Genomic DNA, 15,917 nt, shown 5'->3' on the forward strand with positions numbered 1-15,917 from the left:
CCGGCGGCTGACGAGGGGGAGGCCCCGCACGACGCACGCCTCCTCCTGCCGGCTGTCACGGCCTGGGCGGTCCTGGTCGGCGTGCTACCCGGGCCAGGATGGCTGCCGGTGGTGGTCGCGAGCGGCGCGCTGGCGATGGCGCTGGCCCTGCTGCTGCACGCCCGTCCCCGACGTGACACCGCCGTCGGTGGGCCGGACGCCGCCGTCGGTGGGTCGGACGGTGGTCGCGACAGCCGCACCCTGTGGCCCGCTCCGGGGGACCACCGGTCCGGGGGGCGGGGTGGCCCGGTGCTGCTGGTCCTCGCGCTCGCGGCGGCGGCCGTGGGCCTGGTGTGCGGCGCCACCGCCCTGCACCTGGCCGTGGCCCGTGCCGGACCCGTCGCCGCCTGGGCGCAGGAGCGGGCCGTGACCAGCGTCGAGCTGGTGGTGACCACCGAGCCCCGCATGATCGCGCGCGGCGACGAGCGGCAGCCTCTCGTCATCCTCGAGGCCCGTGTCGAGCGCGCGTCGGCCCGCGGCGAGACGTCCCGCCCGCGTACCCCGGTCCTGGTCATCGCCACGGCCGGCGAGGGCTGGGACGAGGTGGCCTGGCGCAGCCGCGTGGACGCGGTCGGCCGGTGGTCGCCGGCAGAGCCGGGCGACCGGGCCGTGGCGGTCCTCGTGCCGCGGGGACCCCCCACGACCCTCGACCGGCCGACGGTCCTGCTGCGGGGCGTGGACCACGTCCGGGACCGATTCCGCCGGGCGGTGGACCCGCTGCCGGCGGACGCCCGGGGTCTCGTGCCCGGGTTGGTGATCGGGGACACCTCGCTCACGCCGCCGGACCTCACCCAGGCCATGCGCGACACGGGGATGACCCACCTGTCGGCGGTCAGCGGCAGCAACGTGGCGATCGTGGCGGGCGGGGTCGTGCTGCTCGCCACGCGGCTGGGCCTGCCACGCCGCTGGCGGCTGCCGGTGGTGCTCGTCGCGCTCCTCGGGTTCATCCTGCTCTGCCGTCCCGAGCCCTCGGTCCTCCGGGCGGGGGTCATGGGTGCGGTCGGGCTGATGGCGCTGACCGGTGGCCGGCGCCGGGCGAGCCTCCCGACCCTGGCTGCGGCCGTCATCGGGCTGCTGTGCCTGGACCCGTGGCTGGCCCGCTCCTACGGCTTCGCCCTGTCCACGCTCGCCACGCTCGGCCTCGTCCTGTGGGCGCGGCCGTGGGGGCTCGCCATGGCGGCCAGGCTGCCGCGCTGGGCCGGGCTGCCGGCACGTGCTGCCGCCGTGCCCCTCGCGGCACAGGTCATCTGCGCCCCGGTCATCGTGCTGCTGCAGGGGACGGTCACCACGGTGGCCGTGCTGGCGAACCTCCTGGCCGCACCCCTGGTCCCGCCGACCACGATCCTCGGCGTCGTGGCGGCACTGCTGGCTCCCGTGTCCGTGGGCCTGGCGACCGCGGTGGCCTGGCTGGCGGCGGTGCCCGCCTGGGTCATCGGCAGGATCGCGCGAGTGTGCTCCCGGCTGCCCGGCGGCACCCTGGAGTGGTGGGACGGTGCGCCGGGAGCCTGGGCGCTGGCCGCGCTCACCCTGGCCCTCCTGGTCACCTGGCGCTGGTGGTCGCACCAGGTGGTCCGTCGTCCCTGGGTGGCCGGGGCCGCGGCCTGCGCCCTGCTGGGATGGACCCTGCCGCTGCCGGGGCCGGCCGGCTGGCCACCGTCCGGCTGGGTGGTGGTGGGCTGCGACGTCGGGCAGGGGGACGCCTTCGTCGTGCCCACCGGTGCAGGACGTGCCGTCGTCGTCGACACCGGGCCCGATCCGCACGCGGCGGGCGCCTGCCTCAGGTCCCTGGGCGTGCACCGCGTGGACCTCCTCGTGCTGACGCACTTCCACAGCGACCACGTCGGCGGCCTCGTGGGGGTGCTCGGGGCGGCCGAGGTGAGCGAGGTGCTGGTCACCCCGGTGCAGGAGCCCGCCGACTCGGCCGCGTCCGTGACCGGGGAGGTGAGCGCGGCCGGCATACCTCTGCGGCAGGCACGGCCCGGTGACCGGTGGACGTGGGGCGACACCGCCGTCACCGTGCTCTGGCCACCTCCACGGCCGCCCGCGGGAGGGTCGGCGGCCAACAACGCCAGCATCGTCCTCGACGTCGAGGTCTCCGGGGCGCGGGCGCTCCTGACCGGTGACCTGGAGCCGGAGAGTGCGCGGCTGGTCGCTCGGCTCACGGCAGGTCGGGACTACGACGTGCTCAAGGTGGCCCACCACGGCTCGGCGGCGCAGGACGAGAGGCTCGTGCGCGAGGCGCGTCCGGAGATCGCGCTCATCGGCGTCGGGGCGGACAACGACTTCGGGCACCCCGCCCCGAGGGCGCTGAGCCTGCTCTCCGAGGTCGGGGCCGTCGTGCTGAGGACGGACCTGCACGGCGACGTCGCCGTCGTCCGCGACCCCCGGGGGAGGCTCGTCCCGCACGCCCGGGAGGGAGGTTGAACCGGGCCGACCCGGCGCGGGACCTGGGGGACCCACCCGCCGCCGTGGTGCACGACGGCCGGGGTCAGGAGGCCGAGGTCACGTGCGCGCAGGGGGACCCGCCCAGCTCCTCGGCGCTGCGGCACAGGGCGACGAGCGTGGCCGCGACCGCCGGCACGCGCTGCAGGTCCGGGGTCGTCACGACCTGGACGGTGCGACGCGACGGCGGTGACACCGGCCGGACGACCACGTCGGGGTGCGAGACGGTGCTGAGGATGAGCTGGGGGACCAGCGCGACGCCGAGCCCGGCCGCCACCAGGCCCAGGACCGCGACGTAGTCCTCGGTCTCGAACGTCACGTCCGGGCTGAACCCGGCGCCGTCGGCCAGGGTGAGCAGGTGGCCGCGGCACCGTGGGCACCCGGCGATCCAGCGCTCGGCGGACAGGTCGCCGAGGTCCACCTCGTCCTGGTCGGCGAGCTCGTGGTCACGGGGGAGGACCAGCATGACCGGGTCGTCGAGGACGTCCATGACCACCAGCCCGGTCAGGTCGTCCTCCCCGCGGCCGGCGTCCGTGCCCTCGTAGGCGAAGGCCACCGCCAGGTCCACCGCCCCGGCCCGCACCGCGGCGAGGGACTCAGGTGGCTCGGCCTCGCTGAACTGCACCGTGACCGCGGGGTGGCTGGTGCGCAGCCGGGCCAGCGCCCGCGGCACGAGGGTCGCGGACGAGGAGGGGAAGGCCATGAGCCGGACGCGCCCGGCCTTGAGGCCGGCGATGGCCACGACCTCGGCCTCCGCCTCGTCGATGCGGTCCAGGATCTCGGCGGCCCGGCGGGCCAGCAGACGGCCGGCCTCGGTGAGCCGCACGCTGCGCCCGATGCGCTCCACGAGGGCCGTGCCCGCCCGCTGCTCGAGCCGGCGGACCATCTGCGACACCGCCGGCTGGGTGTAGCCGAGGGATGCCGCGGCCGCGGTGAAGGAGCCCTCCTCGGCGATGGCGCGCATCACGCGCAGCCCTGCGGCGTCGAACATGCCCTGCATCGTAGCGGCGCAGCGCTGGTCACCAGAGCGACGCCGACACCACGGGTGACGTTCACGCCCTGGTCATCCGCTGCCGCTGTGCTGGGGACGTGCCTGCCGCGCACCACCACATCCCCCCGCCGCCCCCACCCGGTGACCCGACCCTGGCCCAGCTGGAGGCCGCCCGGGCCACCGCGCACCACGGCCCCTCCGCCCTCCGCCCTCGGCACGGCAGCGCGCTGTGCCTCTCCGGAGGAGGCTTCCGGGCGTCTCTGTTCCACCTCGGCGCCGTCCGCCGCCTCGACGAGCTCGGCGTCCTGGGGTCGTTGCGGACCATCAGCGCGGTGTCCGGAGGGGCCGTGCTCGCGAACCTGCTCCTGCACCCCGACCTGGAGTGGCCCGACCCGCTCCGAGGACCGGGTCGCGTGGGAGGCCTGGAGGAGCTGGTCGCCGCCCCGCTGCTCGACCTCACCCGGCGCAACCTGCGCACCCCGGCGCTGCTGTCCCGGGTGCGCCCCGGTGGCTGGGGTCGTCCCGACGCGAGCGTCGGGGTGCTCGCCGACGGGCTGGAGCGAGCCGTCCCCTGGTGGGGCACGGACCTGCGCGAGCACGCGCGTCGGCAGGGTCCGGTCGTGCTCACCGGCGCGACCGAGATCGGCTACGGCGTCTCCTGGGTCTTCGCCGACCCCCACTCGACCGGGCCCCGCGGCCGCATGGGTGACCACCGGCTCGGCCACTGCGCCCCACCACCGGGGCTGCGCATCGTCGACGCGGTGGCCGCCTCCTGCGCCTACCCGCCCTTCTTCGCGCCGCTGGAGCTCGACGGGGACGAGCTGGGCCTCGTGGGCGGCGCGCCGGACCCGGACGAGCCCGAGCACGTGCGGGCGGCCATCCGCCGACGCATCCAGCTGGTCGACGGCGGGGTCTACGACAACCTCGCCCTCGAGCCGGTCTGGTCCGACCACGACACCGTCCTGGTGAGCGACGGGGGCGCGGTCTTCCGGGGCCGGCCGCCCGGTTCGCTGCTCTCCCGCCTGTGGCGCCTGCTGGCCATCGCCTCCAGCGGTGGGCAGACCGCGCGGCTGCGGTGGCTGCACGCCGGCTTCGCGCGCGGCACATTGGCGGGAGCCACCTGGTCCCTGGAGTCACCCGGCGACCTCGCGAGGCTGCCCGGGCGGGGCCGCGGGACGCGGATGCCGCACCCGCGCACGCCGGAGGCGCTCGGCGCGATCCATCAGGTGCGGACCGACCTCGACGCCTTCAGCGCAGGGGAGCAGATGGTGCTCGAACGGCACGGCTACCTCGTCGCGGACGCCTCCGTGCGGCGGCACAGCCCGGGCTCGGTGCTGCTGGACGCCCCGCCACGCCCTCCGCACCCGCAGGTCGCCGCGCCCTCGGAGGTGGTGAGCGCGCTCCGGGGGTCGGGGCGGGTCACGGCCCTCGGCCGCCGGTAGGCTCCCGCGAGCCGGCCGGTCGTCCGGCTGGCAGGATGGTCCCACCATGTCGTCGCGCCCTGGACCCCTCGCCGCTCGCGGAGGCCTCGCGCCCGCGCCCGCCCGGGTCACCCCGTGGGAGGGGTCCCGGTGAGCGTCGTCGGGCCGCTCGACCTGGCCCACACCATGCCGCCCCCCGCGCCGGTCGACCCGCTGGCGCTGCGGGAGCTGCGGGAGCTGCTCGCGGACGGGGACGTCGTCGTCCTCACCGGAGCCGGGATGTCGACGGCCAGCGGCATCCCGGACTACCGCGGGCCCGACGGGACGCGACGGGTGCAGCCGATGCAGCACGGCGAGTTCGTCCGGTCCGCCGAGGGCCGGCAGCGGTACTGGGCGCGCGCCTTCGCGGGGTGGGGCAGGTTCGCGGCGGCGCAGCCGAACGCCGCGCACCGCGCGGTCGCCGACCTGGAGCGCCTGGGGCTGCTGCGGCACGTCATCACGCAGAACGTCGACGGCCTGCACCAGCGGGCCGGCAGCCGACGGGTGCTGGAGCTGCACGGCACCCTGGCGGCGGTCACCTGTCTCGACTGCGGCGAGCAGACCTCCCGGGCGATGGTGCAGGAGTGGCTCTCCGACGCCAACCCCGACCTGCTCACCAGCATGGAGGCGCCCTCCCAGGTCCGCCCCGACGGTGACGTCGCCCTCCCGGAGGCCCTCGTCTCCGCCTTCCGCACGCCGCGCTGCCTCGTGTGCGGTGGCGACCGGCTGAAGCCGGACGTGGTCTTCTTCGGTGGCTCCGTCGACAAGGACGTCGTGCAGCGTGCCTTCGACCTGGTCGACGGCGCGAGCGCGCTGCTGGTCCTCGGCTCGTCGCTGCAGGTGATGAGCGGCTACCGGTTCGTGCGTCGGGCGGCGCGCGACGGCATACCGGTCGCGGTCGTGACGCGGGGCTCCACCCGGGGCGACGCGGAGACCACTCTGCGGCTGGACGCTCTCGTGGGGGACGTGCTGCCCGGGCTCGTCGCCGACCTCGGTGGCTAGGGTGGGGGAGTCGGCCAACCAGGCCACGACGAGGAGGTCGCCAGTGGTCACCTACGAGCAGCTGGGTGAGATGTATGACGCGGAGGTCGTCGACCAGGACGGCCACAAGGTGGGAGGACTCGACCAGGTCTACCTGGACAACGGGACCGGTGAACCGGCCTGGGTGTCGGTGCGGACCGGGTGGTTCGGCGGGCGCAAGATCTTCTGCCCGGTGTCGAACGCGGTCATCCGGGACGGGCACATCGAGGTGCCCTACCCCGTCGAGATGATCAAGGACGCCCCGGACTTCCCGTGCGACGGTCACCTGACCGAGGACGAGGAGGAGCAGCTCTACGACTACTACGCGATCGACGAGGGCCCGGCCCCGTCGGGGTGAGGGTGCGGCGCCACCCCCCGACGAGGATGGAGGTGCCGGGAGGCGGCGCCGCGGTCTCGGGGGGCGGGTCAGACCCTGCGGAGCACCGCCGTCACCTTGCCGAGGACGACGGCGTGGTCGCCGTCGATCGGCTCGTAGGCGGGGTTGTGGGGGATGAGCCAGGTCTTGCCGTCCCGGTGGCGGTAGGTCTTGACCGTCGCCTCGTTGTCCAGCATGGCGGCGACGATCTCGCCATTGACCGCGGTCGGTTGACGGCGGACGACGACCCAGTCCCCGTCGCAGATGGCGGCGTCGATCATCGAGTCACCCACCACCTTGAGCAGGAACAGCTCGCCGTCACCGACGATCTGCCGGGGGAGGGGGAAGACGTCATCGACCGCCTCCTCGGCGAGGATCGGACCACCGGCGGCGATGCGCCCGACCATGGGGACGTAGGAGGGCTGGGGGCGGGCGTCGTTGATGCCGGTCTCGTCGATCGTCTCGCTGGAGACCGGGCCGAGCCCGGCGTCCTGCTCGCTCCGGCGGTAGCCGGTGCCCTCCTGGCCGGGGGTGACGACCTCGATCGCGCGGGGGCGGTGCGGGTCCCGGCGCAGGAAGCCCTTGCGCTCCAGGGTCTTCAGCTGGTGGGCCACGGAGCTCGGTGAGGTCAGGCCGACCGCGTCGCCGATCTCGCGCAGGCTCGGCGGGTACCCGCGCTGGTCCACCGCGTCGCGGATGACGTCGAGGACGCGCCGCTGACGGTTGGTCAGCTCGGCACCGCCGTCGCGGTCCGGCATCTCGTGAATCGTGGCCATGGTCTCCATCCCCTCGTCCGGGCCCACCCTGCTCACCGTCGCGGCTGACCTGCCGCGTGCATCATCGCTGGTCAGAGGGTATGTCAGTGGTGGGTGCTTGAGTTCCTGACATGAGATCAGCCTACGCCCGTCGTGAGCCGCAGACAAACATGTGTTCGGTCCGCGTGTCGACGTCGTCCGACAGGTGTGCTATCAATAGGACAGACGTGCTATCGGACACCTGTCCGCATGGCACCGCCCCGAGGAAGGTGAACATCATGAGCACCGCCATCGCGCACGACATCGTGACACCGCTGTCCGGCCCCTGGTCGGTCGGTGACGTGGCGCCCGGCCGGCCGCGCCACCTGCGCCTGGTCGGCGAGGAGGACCGTCGCCCGTCCAGGGCGGCCCGGCGGCTTCTGCGCGCGGGGGGGCTGCGGCTCACCCGTCGGGGTCGGCTGGCCATCACGGCCACCACCGGTCTGGTCCTGGCGGCGGTCATCTGGTCCGTCGTCGGCCTGCTCGGCCCGGCCGGGGCCAGCACCTCGGTGACCGTCGAGCGCGGGGAGACGTTGAGCCAGATCGCCAGCGAGCAGCTCCCCGAGCTCCCGCTGAGCCGGGCCGTGACGGCCATCCAGCGCGCCAACAGCCTCAGCACCACGTCGATCGCCGCGGGTCAGGAGCTGGTGATCCCGGGTCGCTGAGCCGGGGATGACCAGGCCCCCGGCACCCGGGGGCTTGAGGGGAAGGTCAGACGGTCTGGTCGTCCGTGGTGTCGGCCGTGTTGCTCACGGCCTCCCACACGACGGGGAGCTGGTCGGTGGGGATGAAGTAGCCCGACAGGTGGGGGTCGAACATCAGGCCGGCGATGCCCGCGTCGGCGTAGGTCGACGACGAGTCGACGAGCTCGCGCGGCGTGAGGGCGATGGCCCGCAGGTCCTCGTCCGGGCCGACCATCTGGTTCTGCACCGCGAAGTGACGGGCCCGCTCGGCGCTGGTGAACGTCAGGAGCATCATCTGCCCGTCGATCTGGGCGGCAGCGGGGGACTCGGTGCCCGACTCGCCGACGGCGACGAACCACCAGTGGCCCAGGCCCATCGTCGAGCGCCACAACCGGGTCATGCCCTCGTGGTCCTCGGGACCGGTCACCCGGGCCGCGAGCACGTCCGTCTCCGTCTCCCCCGGCTCGTCCAACCGGCCCAGCCGGGTGGTGCCGGTCGTCGGGCGGTCGACGTCCTGACCGGTGGACCCGTCCTCGGCCGCGTCAGCCCCGTGGGAGCGGTCCGCGCCGTTCGTGCCCGGACGCTCACCCTCGTAGATGGACTCGGGACGGCGCTCGTCGTCCTGGAAGGGGAGGTCTGTGGGCTCGCTCATGCCGTCCAGTCGACCACACGGCGGGCGAGAGGGCCAATCCCTCGCCGCTGCGGGCACCCGGGTGGACTGCCATGATGGCCGGGTGACGGACAGCATCTCGGGACCGAAGGTCGCCATCGTCGGAGCGGGTTCGGTCGGGTCCACCCTCGCCTACGCCCTGCTCCTGCGCGGGGTCGCCCGGCACGTGGTCCTCTACGACATCGACGCCGGGAAGGTCAGGGCCGAGACCCTGGACCTGCGACAAGGGCTGCAGTTCATGCCGGCGGCGCACGTCGACGGGTCGGACGACATCGACGTGTGCGCCGACGCCGACGTCGTGGCCGTCACGGCAGGGGCCAAGCAGCAGGCCGGCCAGAGCCGCCTGGACCTCGCGGCCTCCACGACCCGGCTGATGGTCGACCTCATGCCGAGGCTCGTCCAGGTGGCGCCGCGGGCGACCTACGTGATGGTGACGAACCCCGTGGACGTCATCACCTACGTGGCGCAGAAGGTCACCGACCTGCCGCCGGCCCGCCTCTTCGGGTCGGGCACGGTCCTGGACTCCGCGCGGTTGCGGGGCCTGGTGGCCCAGACCTGTGGTGTCGCGGTCCAGAGCGTCCACGCCTACATCGTCGGCGAGCACGGGGACTCCGAGATCCCCCTGTGGAGCAGCGCGACGGTCGGTGCCGTGCCCATCACCGACCTGACCACGATCGAGCAGCGGGAGCAGATGGCGCACGACGTGGTGCACGCGGCCTACGAGATCATCGCGGGCAAGGGCGCGACCAACTACGCGATCGGCGCCTCCGCCAGCCGCATCATCGAGTCGGTGCTGCGGGACGAACGGCAGGTGCTGCCGGTGTCGACCCTGCTCTCGGGGACGCTCGGGCTGGACGACGTCTGCCTGTCCATCCCGACGGTCGTCGGGGCCGGGGGCGCGGAGCGACCGCTCGCACCGACCCTGTCCGGCGAGGAGCTCAGCGGGCTGCGCGCGGGAGCCGACTCACTGCGCAGTGCGGCGAGGGAGCTCGGCTTCTGACCCGGTCCCTCCGCGCGGCACGGCGCCGGTGGACTCCCACTCCTCCTCGGGCCAGCTGTGCGGGACGACGCCGCCGGGACGTCCCGGCATACCCCGGCGCCGATCGGTCGGGATGCTGCCGCCCGACACCGCCTCGGAGGTGGGGGCGCCGTCACGTCGCGCACCCTGGCCGTCCAGCGGCACGGTGACCTCCTGGCCGGCCACCTCCACCTCGTCCCCCCGGACCCGGAGCGTGACCGGCGCGCCGACCTCGACCCTCAGCCGGACCTGCTCCTGCTCCACGGTGACGCGCAGCCGCGAGCCGTGCCACCGCATACGCCACGTGAGGCCGGGCCACGAGGTCGGCAGCCGCGGGTCGAGCGACAGGACACCGCCGTGGTCGCGCATCCCGCCGAAACCGGCGACCAGTGCGCTCCACACACCGCCGGTCGAGGCCACGTGCACCCCGTCGCTGGCGTTCCCGTGCCGGTCGTCCAGGTCGACGAAGAGGGCTGCGTAGAAGTAGCGCAGCGCGAGGTCGTGGTAGCCCACCTCGGCGGCGACGATGGACTGTACGACGGCGGAGAGGGTCGAGTCGCCGGTGGTGATCGGGTCGTAGTAGGCGAAGTCGGTGAGCTGCTGCTCCGGGGTGAAGGCGTCTCCGGCGAGGTAGAGCGCGAGGACGACGTCGGCCTGCTTGAGCACCTGGTAGCGGTAGATCACCAGCGGGTGGTAGTGCAGCAGCAGCGGCCGCTTGTCCGCCGGGGTCGCGTCGAGGTCCCACACCTCGCGCTCGAGGAAGTGGCTGTCCTGAGGGTGCACGCCGGTCGCCTCGTCGAAGGGGATGTGCATCCCGTCCGCCGCCCGCTCCCACGAGTCGACCTCGTGCTCCCCCAGGTCCAGCCGGGCGACGGCGCGCGCGAACTGGGCGGGGTCGGCGACCCGGAGGCGGCGGACCGCCTCCACCGCCGCGCGGAGGTTGAGCTGCGCCATGACATTGGTGAACAGGTTGTCGTTGACGATCGTCGTGTACTCGTCCGGGCCGGTCACGGCGTGGATGTGGAACTGCCGGTTGCCGTTGGACTGCCAGAAGCCCAGGTCGGTCCAGAGGCGTGCCGTCTCGACGAGCATGTCGACACCCTGGTCGAGGAGGAACTGGTCGTCGCCGGTGGCCCGCGCGTACTTCATCAGCGCGTAGGCCACGTCGGCGTTGATGTGGTACTGCGCCGTGCCGGCGGCGAAGTAGGCGGAGGCCTCCTCCCCGTTGATGGTGCGCCAGGGGAACAGCGCGCCGTACTGGGCCATCTCCGCCGCCCGCCGCCGCGCGGCCTCGAGCATGCCGTGCCGGAAGCGTAGGGCGTTGCGGGCCGCCTGGGGGTGGGTGTAGACGAGGAAGGGCAGGACGTAGCACTCGGTGTCCCAGAAGTAGTGCCCGCCGTAGCCGGAGCCGGTGAGCCCCTTGGCGGGGATGCCGTGCGATCCCGCTCGGATGGAGGCCTGGCCGAGCTGGAAGAGGTTCCACCGCACGGCCTGCTGCAGCGCGGCCTGGTCGGGCAGCTCGACGTCGGACTCCTCCCAGAAGCGCGACCAGACCTGCGCCTGCTCCTGGTGCAGGACGGCCACCCCCCGGTCGGCGGCGCGGTCGAGGGTCCTCGAGCAGCGGTCGGCCAGCTCCTCCGGAGGCACGCCCCGGGAGGTGTGCACGCTGACCAGCTTCTCGATGCGCACCGGCCGGCCTTCACGCGCCTCCACCCGGACGACGTGCTTGGCGAGGTCGTCGGTGACGCTGAGCTTCTCGGTCCAGGCGTTGTCGGTCTCGACGACGTGCTGCGCCAGGGTGGCGATCGTCATCCCAGAGTTGTGGCAGCGGTAGCCCAGCAGCAGGCGGCGGTCGCGCACCTCGGCGAGGACCGGGTCGAGCACCCGGTGCTCGAAGGACTCGGCCTTGCGGGGGTCCACGCCCTCACCCATGGCGGCGCTGGTGACGTGGTACTCGTCCGAGCCGTCCTGACGGTTGAGGATCTGGCTGGAGATGTCGAGCGCCGCGTGGCCGTCGAGCATCTCGACCTCGAAGGTCATGACGGCGAGGTGACGCTCCACCACACCGGTCATGCGCGAGGAGGTGATCTTGACCCGCTTCCCCGCGCTGGTGCGCCAGACGACGCATCGGCGCAGCAGCCCGGCGCGGAAGTCGAGGGTGCGCTCGTAGTGGTCCAGGTCCGCCGTGGACAGCAGCAGCGGCTCGTCGTCGACGTAGAGCTTGATGGTCTTGAGGTCCGGCACGTTGACGATCGTCTGACCGACCCGTGCCAGGCCGAAGGCCTCCTCGGCGTGCCGGATGGGCCAGGTCTCGTGGAAGCCGTTGACGAAGGTGCCGTGGGCGTAGGTGTCGCGCCCCTCCTCGACGTTGCCGCGGAGGCCGAGGTAGCCGTTGGAGGTGGCGAAGAGGGTCTCGGTGACCCCCAGGTCCCCGTCCTCGTAGGCCGTCTCGCGCAGCTGCCACGGGTCCGCGGGGAAGCGGGTGCGGTCGAGCGGGTCGACGGGGGCCGGCGGACGGTGGTGCGACATGGTCGCCATGGGACGTCTCCTCTCGGGCGTGAGGTCTGGTCAGACGAGGTCGGCGAGGTCGGACACGACCTCGTCGGCGCCGGCGTCGCGCAGCACCAGGCGACCGGCACCCCGGTCGACCCCGATCACCCGGGCGAAGCCACCGGCGGCGCCGGCCTGCACCCCGGACACGGCATCCTCGACGACCACGCAGGTGGCGGGGTCGTGGCCCAGCTCGGACGCGGCATACAGGTAGGTGTCGGGGTTCGGCTTGCCCGGCAGCTGCTCGCGGCTCGCGACCGAGCCGTCGACGACGACGGGGAAGCGCTCGGCGATCCCGGCCGCGGCGAGGACCGAGGGGGCGTTCTTGGACGAGGAGACGACGGCCATGGCGATGCCGCGCTCCTCGAGGGCGTCCAGCAGGCGCAGCGACCCCGGGTAGGCGTCGATGCCCCGCTCGGCGAGCACCTCGTTGAAGATCTCGTTCTTGCGGTTGCCGAGGCCGCAGACGCTCGCCAGCTCGGGCGGGTCGGAGGGCTGGCCGTAGGGGAGGTCGATCCCGCGGGCGTCCAGGAAGGACTGCACGCCGTCGTAGCGCGGCTTGCCGTCGATGTAGGCGAAGTAGTCCTGGTCGGTGTAGGGCTCCTGGGGGAGGGGCTGCTGGTCCAGGAGACGGGTGAACATCGTCTCCCACGCGCGCATGTGCACGTCGGTGGTCGGGGTCAGGACCCCGTCGAGGTCGAAGAGGACAGCGGTCACCGGGTCCCAGTTCACGCGGGCCAGCCTAGTGGAGGTCGGCCTCCGGGCGGGGGCGTGGCACCTGGTGGCGTGTGCGCCGGCCGGGGCCCGGGTCGGGGCACGTCGGTGCGGTCGCGGGGGTGGGGGTGGTCGCGGCTACGGTCGGGGTATGCAGCAGGTGAGCGAGCGAGAGCTGGAGACGTCGGCGCAGGAGGCCCTGCAGCGGCTCGTGGGCCGGGACGACGCGCGGTTCCGGGACGGGCAGCTGGAGGCGGTCGAGGCGCTGGTGCGCGAGCGCGCGCGTGTGCTGGTCGTGCAGCGGACGGGGTGGGGCAAGTCGGCCGTCTACTTCGTGGCGACGGCGCTGCGGCGGGCCGAGGGTGCCGGACCGACCGTCATCGTCTCCCCGCTGCTCGCGCTGATGCGGGACCAGATCGCGGCCGCGGGGCGGGCGGGGGTGCGCGCGGTGACGATGAACTCGGCCAACGCCACCGAGTGGGACGAGGTGCGGGCCGCGCTGGCCGCCGACGAGGTCGACGTGCTGCTGGTGAGCCCGGAGCGGCTCAACAACCCTCGCTTCCGGGAGGAGCAGCTGCCCGACCTCGCCGCCCGGTGCGGGCTGCTGGTCGTCGACGAGGCGCACTGCATCAGCGACTGGGGTCACGACTTCCGCCCCGACTACCGCCGGATCCGGACGCTGCTGGACGCGTTGGCCCCCGGCACACCCGTCCTGGCGACCACGGCCACGGCCAACGAGCGGGTGGTCGGGGATGTCGTCGAGCAGCTCGGGGTGGGCGGGCGCGAGGTGCGCACCATCCGTGGGCCGCTGGCCCGGTCCTCGTTGCGGCTGGGCGTGCTGCCGAGGCTGACGCCGGAGCAGCGGCTGGGGTGGCTGCTGGCCCACCTGGAGAGCCTGCCCGGGAGCGGCATCATCTACTGCCTCACCGTCTCGGCCGCCGAGGACGTGGCCGAGGCGCTCGCCGCCGCCGGTCACCAGGTGGCGGCCTACACCGGACGCACCGACACCGAGGACCGCGAGCGGCTGGAGGGCGCGCTGCGCGCCAACGAGGTCAAGGCCCTGGTCGCGACGAGTGCCCTGGGGATGGGCTTCGACAAGCCGGACCTCGGCTTCGTCGTGCACCTCGGGGCGCCCAGCTCTCCGGTGGCCTACTACCAGCAGGTCGGTCGCGCCGGGCGCGCGACGGAGCGCGCCGACGTGCTGCTGCTCCCCGGGTCCGAGGACCGCGAGATCTGGAACTACTTCGCGACCGTGTCGATGCCGCGCCAGGACCAGGCCGACGCCGTGCTCGCCGCGCTGTCCGACAGCGACCGCCCGCTGTCGACGCCCGCGCTGGAGACCATCGTGGACGTGCGCCGGACCCGGCTGGAGCTGCTGCTCAAGGTGCTGGACGTCGACGGGGCCGTGGAGAAGGTCCGTGGGGGATGGGCCGCGACCGGGCAACCCTGGGTCTACGACCGCGAGCGCTACACCCGGGTGGCCGAGGCGCGGGTCCGAGAGGCCGAGCTCATGGTCGCCTACCAGCAGGGCGAGCGGTGCCGGATGGAGTTCCTGCAGGAGTGCCTCGACGACCCCAGCGCGGAGCCCTGCGGACGCTGCGACCGGTGCGCCGGGGCGTGGTTCCCGACGGAGGTGCCCACGGAGGCGGTCGGCGCCGCGCGCGAACGGCTGGGAGCCGTCGGGGTGCTCGTGGAGTCGCGAGGACAGTGGCCGACCGGTATGCCCCGGCTGGGTGTCGAGGTCAAGGGCAAGATCAGCCCCGAGGAGCAGGCAGGTCCGGGTCGCGCGCTGGCCAGGCTCTCGGACCTCGGATGGGGGCAGCGCCTTCGCTCGGTGCTCGACGCAGGGACCTCGAGGGTCGCCGACCCCGACGACCCCGACCAGGAGATGACCCCCGGACAACCGGTGCCGGACGACGTCGTCAGGGCGGTCGTGCAGGTCCTCGCGGGCTGGGGATGGACCACCAGGCCGGTGGGCGTGGTGGCCATGCCCTCACGTCGCCGCCCGGCGGTCGTGGGGTCGCTGGCCGAGCAGATCAGCCAGATCGGGCGTCTCCCGCTGCTGGGCACCCTCGACCTGGCCCACGGCGGGCCGGTCGGCGAGCCCGGCGGCAACAGCGCCTTCCGCCTGGCGAACGTCTGGGACCGGCTGGCCGTCGGGTCAGAGCTGGCCGGGGCACTGCAGGACGCCCGCGGGCCGGTGCTCCTCGTCGACGACGTCGTGGACTCGCGGTGGACCATGACGGTGGCGGCGCGGGCGCTGCGCCGGGCCGGGGCCGAGGCGGTCCTGCCGCTCGCGCTGGCGATCGACGGCTGAGGGTGCGCCTCAGTAGATGAAGAACGGGAAGATGCTGCGGTCGTGCGCGTGCACGATCGCCAGGAACACCACCGCGTCGAAGAGCAGGTGGATGATGACGACATACGTCAGCGACTTGGTGCGGGTGAAGATGTAGCCCTGCAGCAACGCGAAGGGGATCGTCAGCAGAGGCCCCCAGGAGCGGTAGCCGAGCTCCCACAGGAACGACACGAAGATCGTGGCCTGCAGGACGTTGGCCGTCCACAGCGGGAAGTGCCGGCGGAGCAGCGCGAAGCAGATGCAGATGAAGAAGAGCTCGTCCCACAGGCCGACGGCGTTGACGCCGACGAAGAACCGGCCGAACTCGCTGGGGGTCTGGATCGGCGGCCAGTTCTGGTAGCTGCCCGAGTGGATGAAGTAGGCCGGAAGGATGAGGTAGCCGAGCACCGGGACAGCGACCACGTAGGCCCACTGCAACCGGGTCCAGCGCCGCCGGGTGATCCAGGGGAAGGTGATGGCCTGCCGTCGGTAGACCAGCCGGTCCACGAGCACGGGCGCGGCAACCGCGGCGGTGAGGACGGCGCCGAGCAGGAAGAACATGTCCCAGCTGATGTCCGCCTCGACCGAGGTCGTGGAGACGATGCCGATGCCCAGGGCGATGAGCAGCAGGTCACGGAAGAGCGGGCGGTGCAGGACGAAGGCCGCGGCGAGGCTCGCGACGAGGAGTGCGTAGCCGGCCCACGTGAGGTGCACCCCGAAGAGCAGCAGCGCCGAGACCGACACGCCCGCCGCAGGGAGCAGGGTGCGCGGGCTGCGGGAGGCGTCGAGCGTGGTGGGCACCGGTCCATTGTGCCGGTGCGCAGA

At 73.6% G+C, this 15,917-nt stretch carries 13 protein-coding genes; 7 read left to right on the top strand and 6 right to left on the bottom strand.

Going from position 1 to position 15,917, the window contains the following annotated elements:
• Positions 1-108 precede the first annotated feature (108 nt).
• On the top strand, positions 109-2,463 hold the full coding sequence (locus FHD63_RS04380; RefSeq protein WP_139720443.1) for a DNA internalization-related competence protein ComEC/Rec2: 2,355 nt from the start codon (positions 109-111) through the stop codon (positions 2,461-2,463).
• A 64-nt stretch (positions 2,464-2,527) separates the two neighbouring features.
• Here FHD63_RS04380 and FHD63_RS04385 read toward each other — a convergent pair whose 3' ends face one another.
• Positions 2,528-3,472: a LysR family transcriptional regulator gene (locus FHD63_RS04385; RefSeq protein ID WP_139720444.1), complete on the bottom strand. Its 945-nt coding sequence runs from the start codon at positions 3,470-3,472 to the stop codon at positions 2,528-2,530.
• A gap of 98 nt (positions 3,473-3,570) precedes the next feature.
• Between FHD63_RS04385 and FHD63_RS04390 the strand changes: the two genes are divergently transcribed.
• The 3 genes from FHD63_RS04390 (at position 3,571) to FHD63_RS04400 (ending at position 6,310) form a co-directional block, all read left to right on the top strand.
• On the top strand, positions 3,571-4,914 hold the full coding sequence (locus tag FHD63_RS04390) for a patatin-like phospholipase family protein (RefSeq protein ID WP_238705762.1): 1,344 nt from the start codon (positions 3,571-3,573) through the stop codon (positions 4,912-4,914).
• Positions 4,915-5,043: 129 nt separating this feature from the next.
• Entirely contained in the window at positions 5,044-5,934 is an 891-nt protein-coding gene (locus tag FHD63_RS04395) for an NAD-dependent protein deacetylase (RefSeq protein WP_139720446.1), read from the top strand.
• A 43-nt stretch (positions 5,935-5,977) separates the two neighbouring features.
• Positions 5,978-6,310, top strand: a complete 333-nt coding sequence (locus FHD63_RS04400) for a PRC-barrel domain-containing protein (RefSeq protein WP_139720447.1) — start codon at positions 5,978-5,980, stop codon at positions 6,308-6,310.
• A 68-nt stretch (positions 6,311-6,378) separates the two neighbouring features.
• Here the strand turns inward: FHD63_RS04400 and lexA are convergent, their stop codons facing one another.
• Entirely contained in the window at positions 6,379-7,104 is a 726-nt protein-coding gene (gene lexA / locus FHD63_RS04405; protein WP_139720449.1) for a transcriptional repressor LexA, read from the bottom strand.
• 257 nt (positions 7,105-7,361) lie between these two features.
• Between lexA and FHD63_RS04410 the strand changes: the two genes are divergently transcribed.
• Complete coding sequence (locus tag FHD63_RS04410; RefSeq protein ID WP_158296703.1) at positions 7,362-7,787, top strand: LysM peptidoglycan-binding domain-containing protein; 426 nt, start codon at positions 7,362-7,364, stop codon at positions 7,785-7,787.
• Positions 7,788-7,833: 46 nt separating this feature from the next.
• Here the strand turns inward: FHD63_RS04410 and FHD63_RS04415 are convergent, their stop codons facing one another.
• Positions 7,834-8,457, bottom strand: coding sequence for a hypothetical protein (locus FHD63_RS04415; protein WP_139720453.1), 624 nt, complete (start codon positions 8,455-8,457; stop codon positions 7,834-7,836).
• An 82-nt stretch (positions 8,458-8,539) separates the two neighbouring features.
• On the opposite strand from FHD63_RS04415, the gene FHD63_RS04420 reads away from it, so the two are divergent.
• Positions 8,540-9,475 (top strand): L-lactate dehydrogenase, encoded by a 936-nt coding sequence (locus tag FHD63_RS04420; RefSeq protein WP_238705763.1) that lies wholly within the window; start codon positions 8,540-8,542, stop codon positions 9,473-9,475.
• On the opposite strand, the gene FHD63_RS04425 is transcribed toward FHD63_RS04420, so the two are convergent.
• Together FHD63_RS04425 and FHD63_RS04430 are read right to left on the bottom strand one after the other, a co-directional pair.
• Complete coding sequence (locus tag FHD63_RS04425) at positions 9,440-12,031, bottom strand: glycoside hydrolase family 65 protein (RefSeq protein ID WP_139720457.1); 2,592 nt, start codon at positions 12,029-12,031, stop codon at positions 9,440-9,442. The genes FHD63_RS04420 and FHD63_RS04425 overlap by 36 nt on opposite strands.
• 30 nt (positions 12,032-12,061) lie before the next feature.
• A complete protein-coding gene (locus FHD63_RS04430; protein WP_139720459.1) occupies positions 12,062-12,775 on the bottom strand; it encodes an HAD family hydrolase in 714 nt (237 codons plus the stop codon).
• 133 nt (positions 12,776-12,908) lie between these two features.
• Between FHD63_RS04430 and FHD63_RS04435 the strand changes: the two genes are divergently transcribed.
• Complete coding sequence (locus tag FHD63_RS04435) at positions 12,909-15,074, top strand: RecQ family ATP-dependent DNA helicase (RefSeq protein ID WP_139720461.1); 2,166 nt, start codon at positions 12,909-12,911, stop codon at positions 15,072-15,074.
• A 9-nt stretch (positions 15,075-15,083) separates the two neighbouring features.
• On the opposite strand, the gene FHD63_RS04440 is transcribed toward FHD63_RS04435, so the two are convergent.
• Positions 15,084-15,893 (bottom strand): CPBP family intramembrane glutamic endopeptidase, encoded by an 810-nt coding sequence (locus FHD63_RS04440; RefSeq protein WP_139720463.1) that lies wholly within the window; start codon positions 15,891-15,893, stop codon positions 15,084-15,086.
• Positions 15,894-15,917 lie beyond the last annotated feature (24 nt).

The organism is Serinicoccus chungangensis, from assembly GCF_006337125.1.
Classification (GTDB): Bacteria; Actinomycetota; Actinomycetes; order Actinomycetales; family Dermatophilaceae; genus Ornithinicoccus; species Ornithinicoccus chungangensis.

Excerpts from the sequence above, each read along its gene's own strand:
- FHD63_RS04385 (WP_139720444.1), bottom strand. The coding sequence starts at position 3,472 with ATGTTCGACGCCGCAGGGCTGCGCGTGATGCGCGCCATCGCCGAGGAG.
- lexA (WP_139720449.1), bottom strand. The coding sequence starts at position 7,104 with ATGGCCACGATTCACGAGATGCCGGACCGCGACGGCGGTGCCGAGCTG.
- FHD63_RS04410 (WP_158296703.1), top strand. The coding sequence starts at position 7,362 with ATGAGCACCGCCATCGCGCACGACATCGTGACACCGCTGTCCGGCCCC.
- FHD63_RS04415 (WP_139720453.1), bottom strand. The coding sequence starts at position 8,457 with ATGAGCGAGCCCACAGACCTCCCCTTCCAGGACGACGAGCGCCGTCCC.
- FHD63_RS04425 (WP_139720457.1), bottom strand. The coding sequence starts at position 12,031 with ATGGCGACCATGTCGCACCACCGTCCGCCGGCCCCCGTCGACCCGCTC.
- FHD63_RS04435 (WP_139720461.1), top strand. The coding sequence starts at position 12,909 with ATGCAGCAGGTGAGCGAGCGAGAGCTGGAGACGTCGGCGCAGGAGGCC.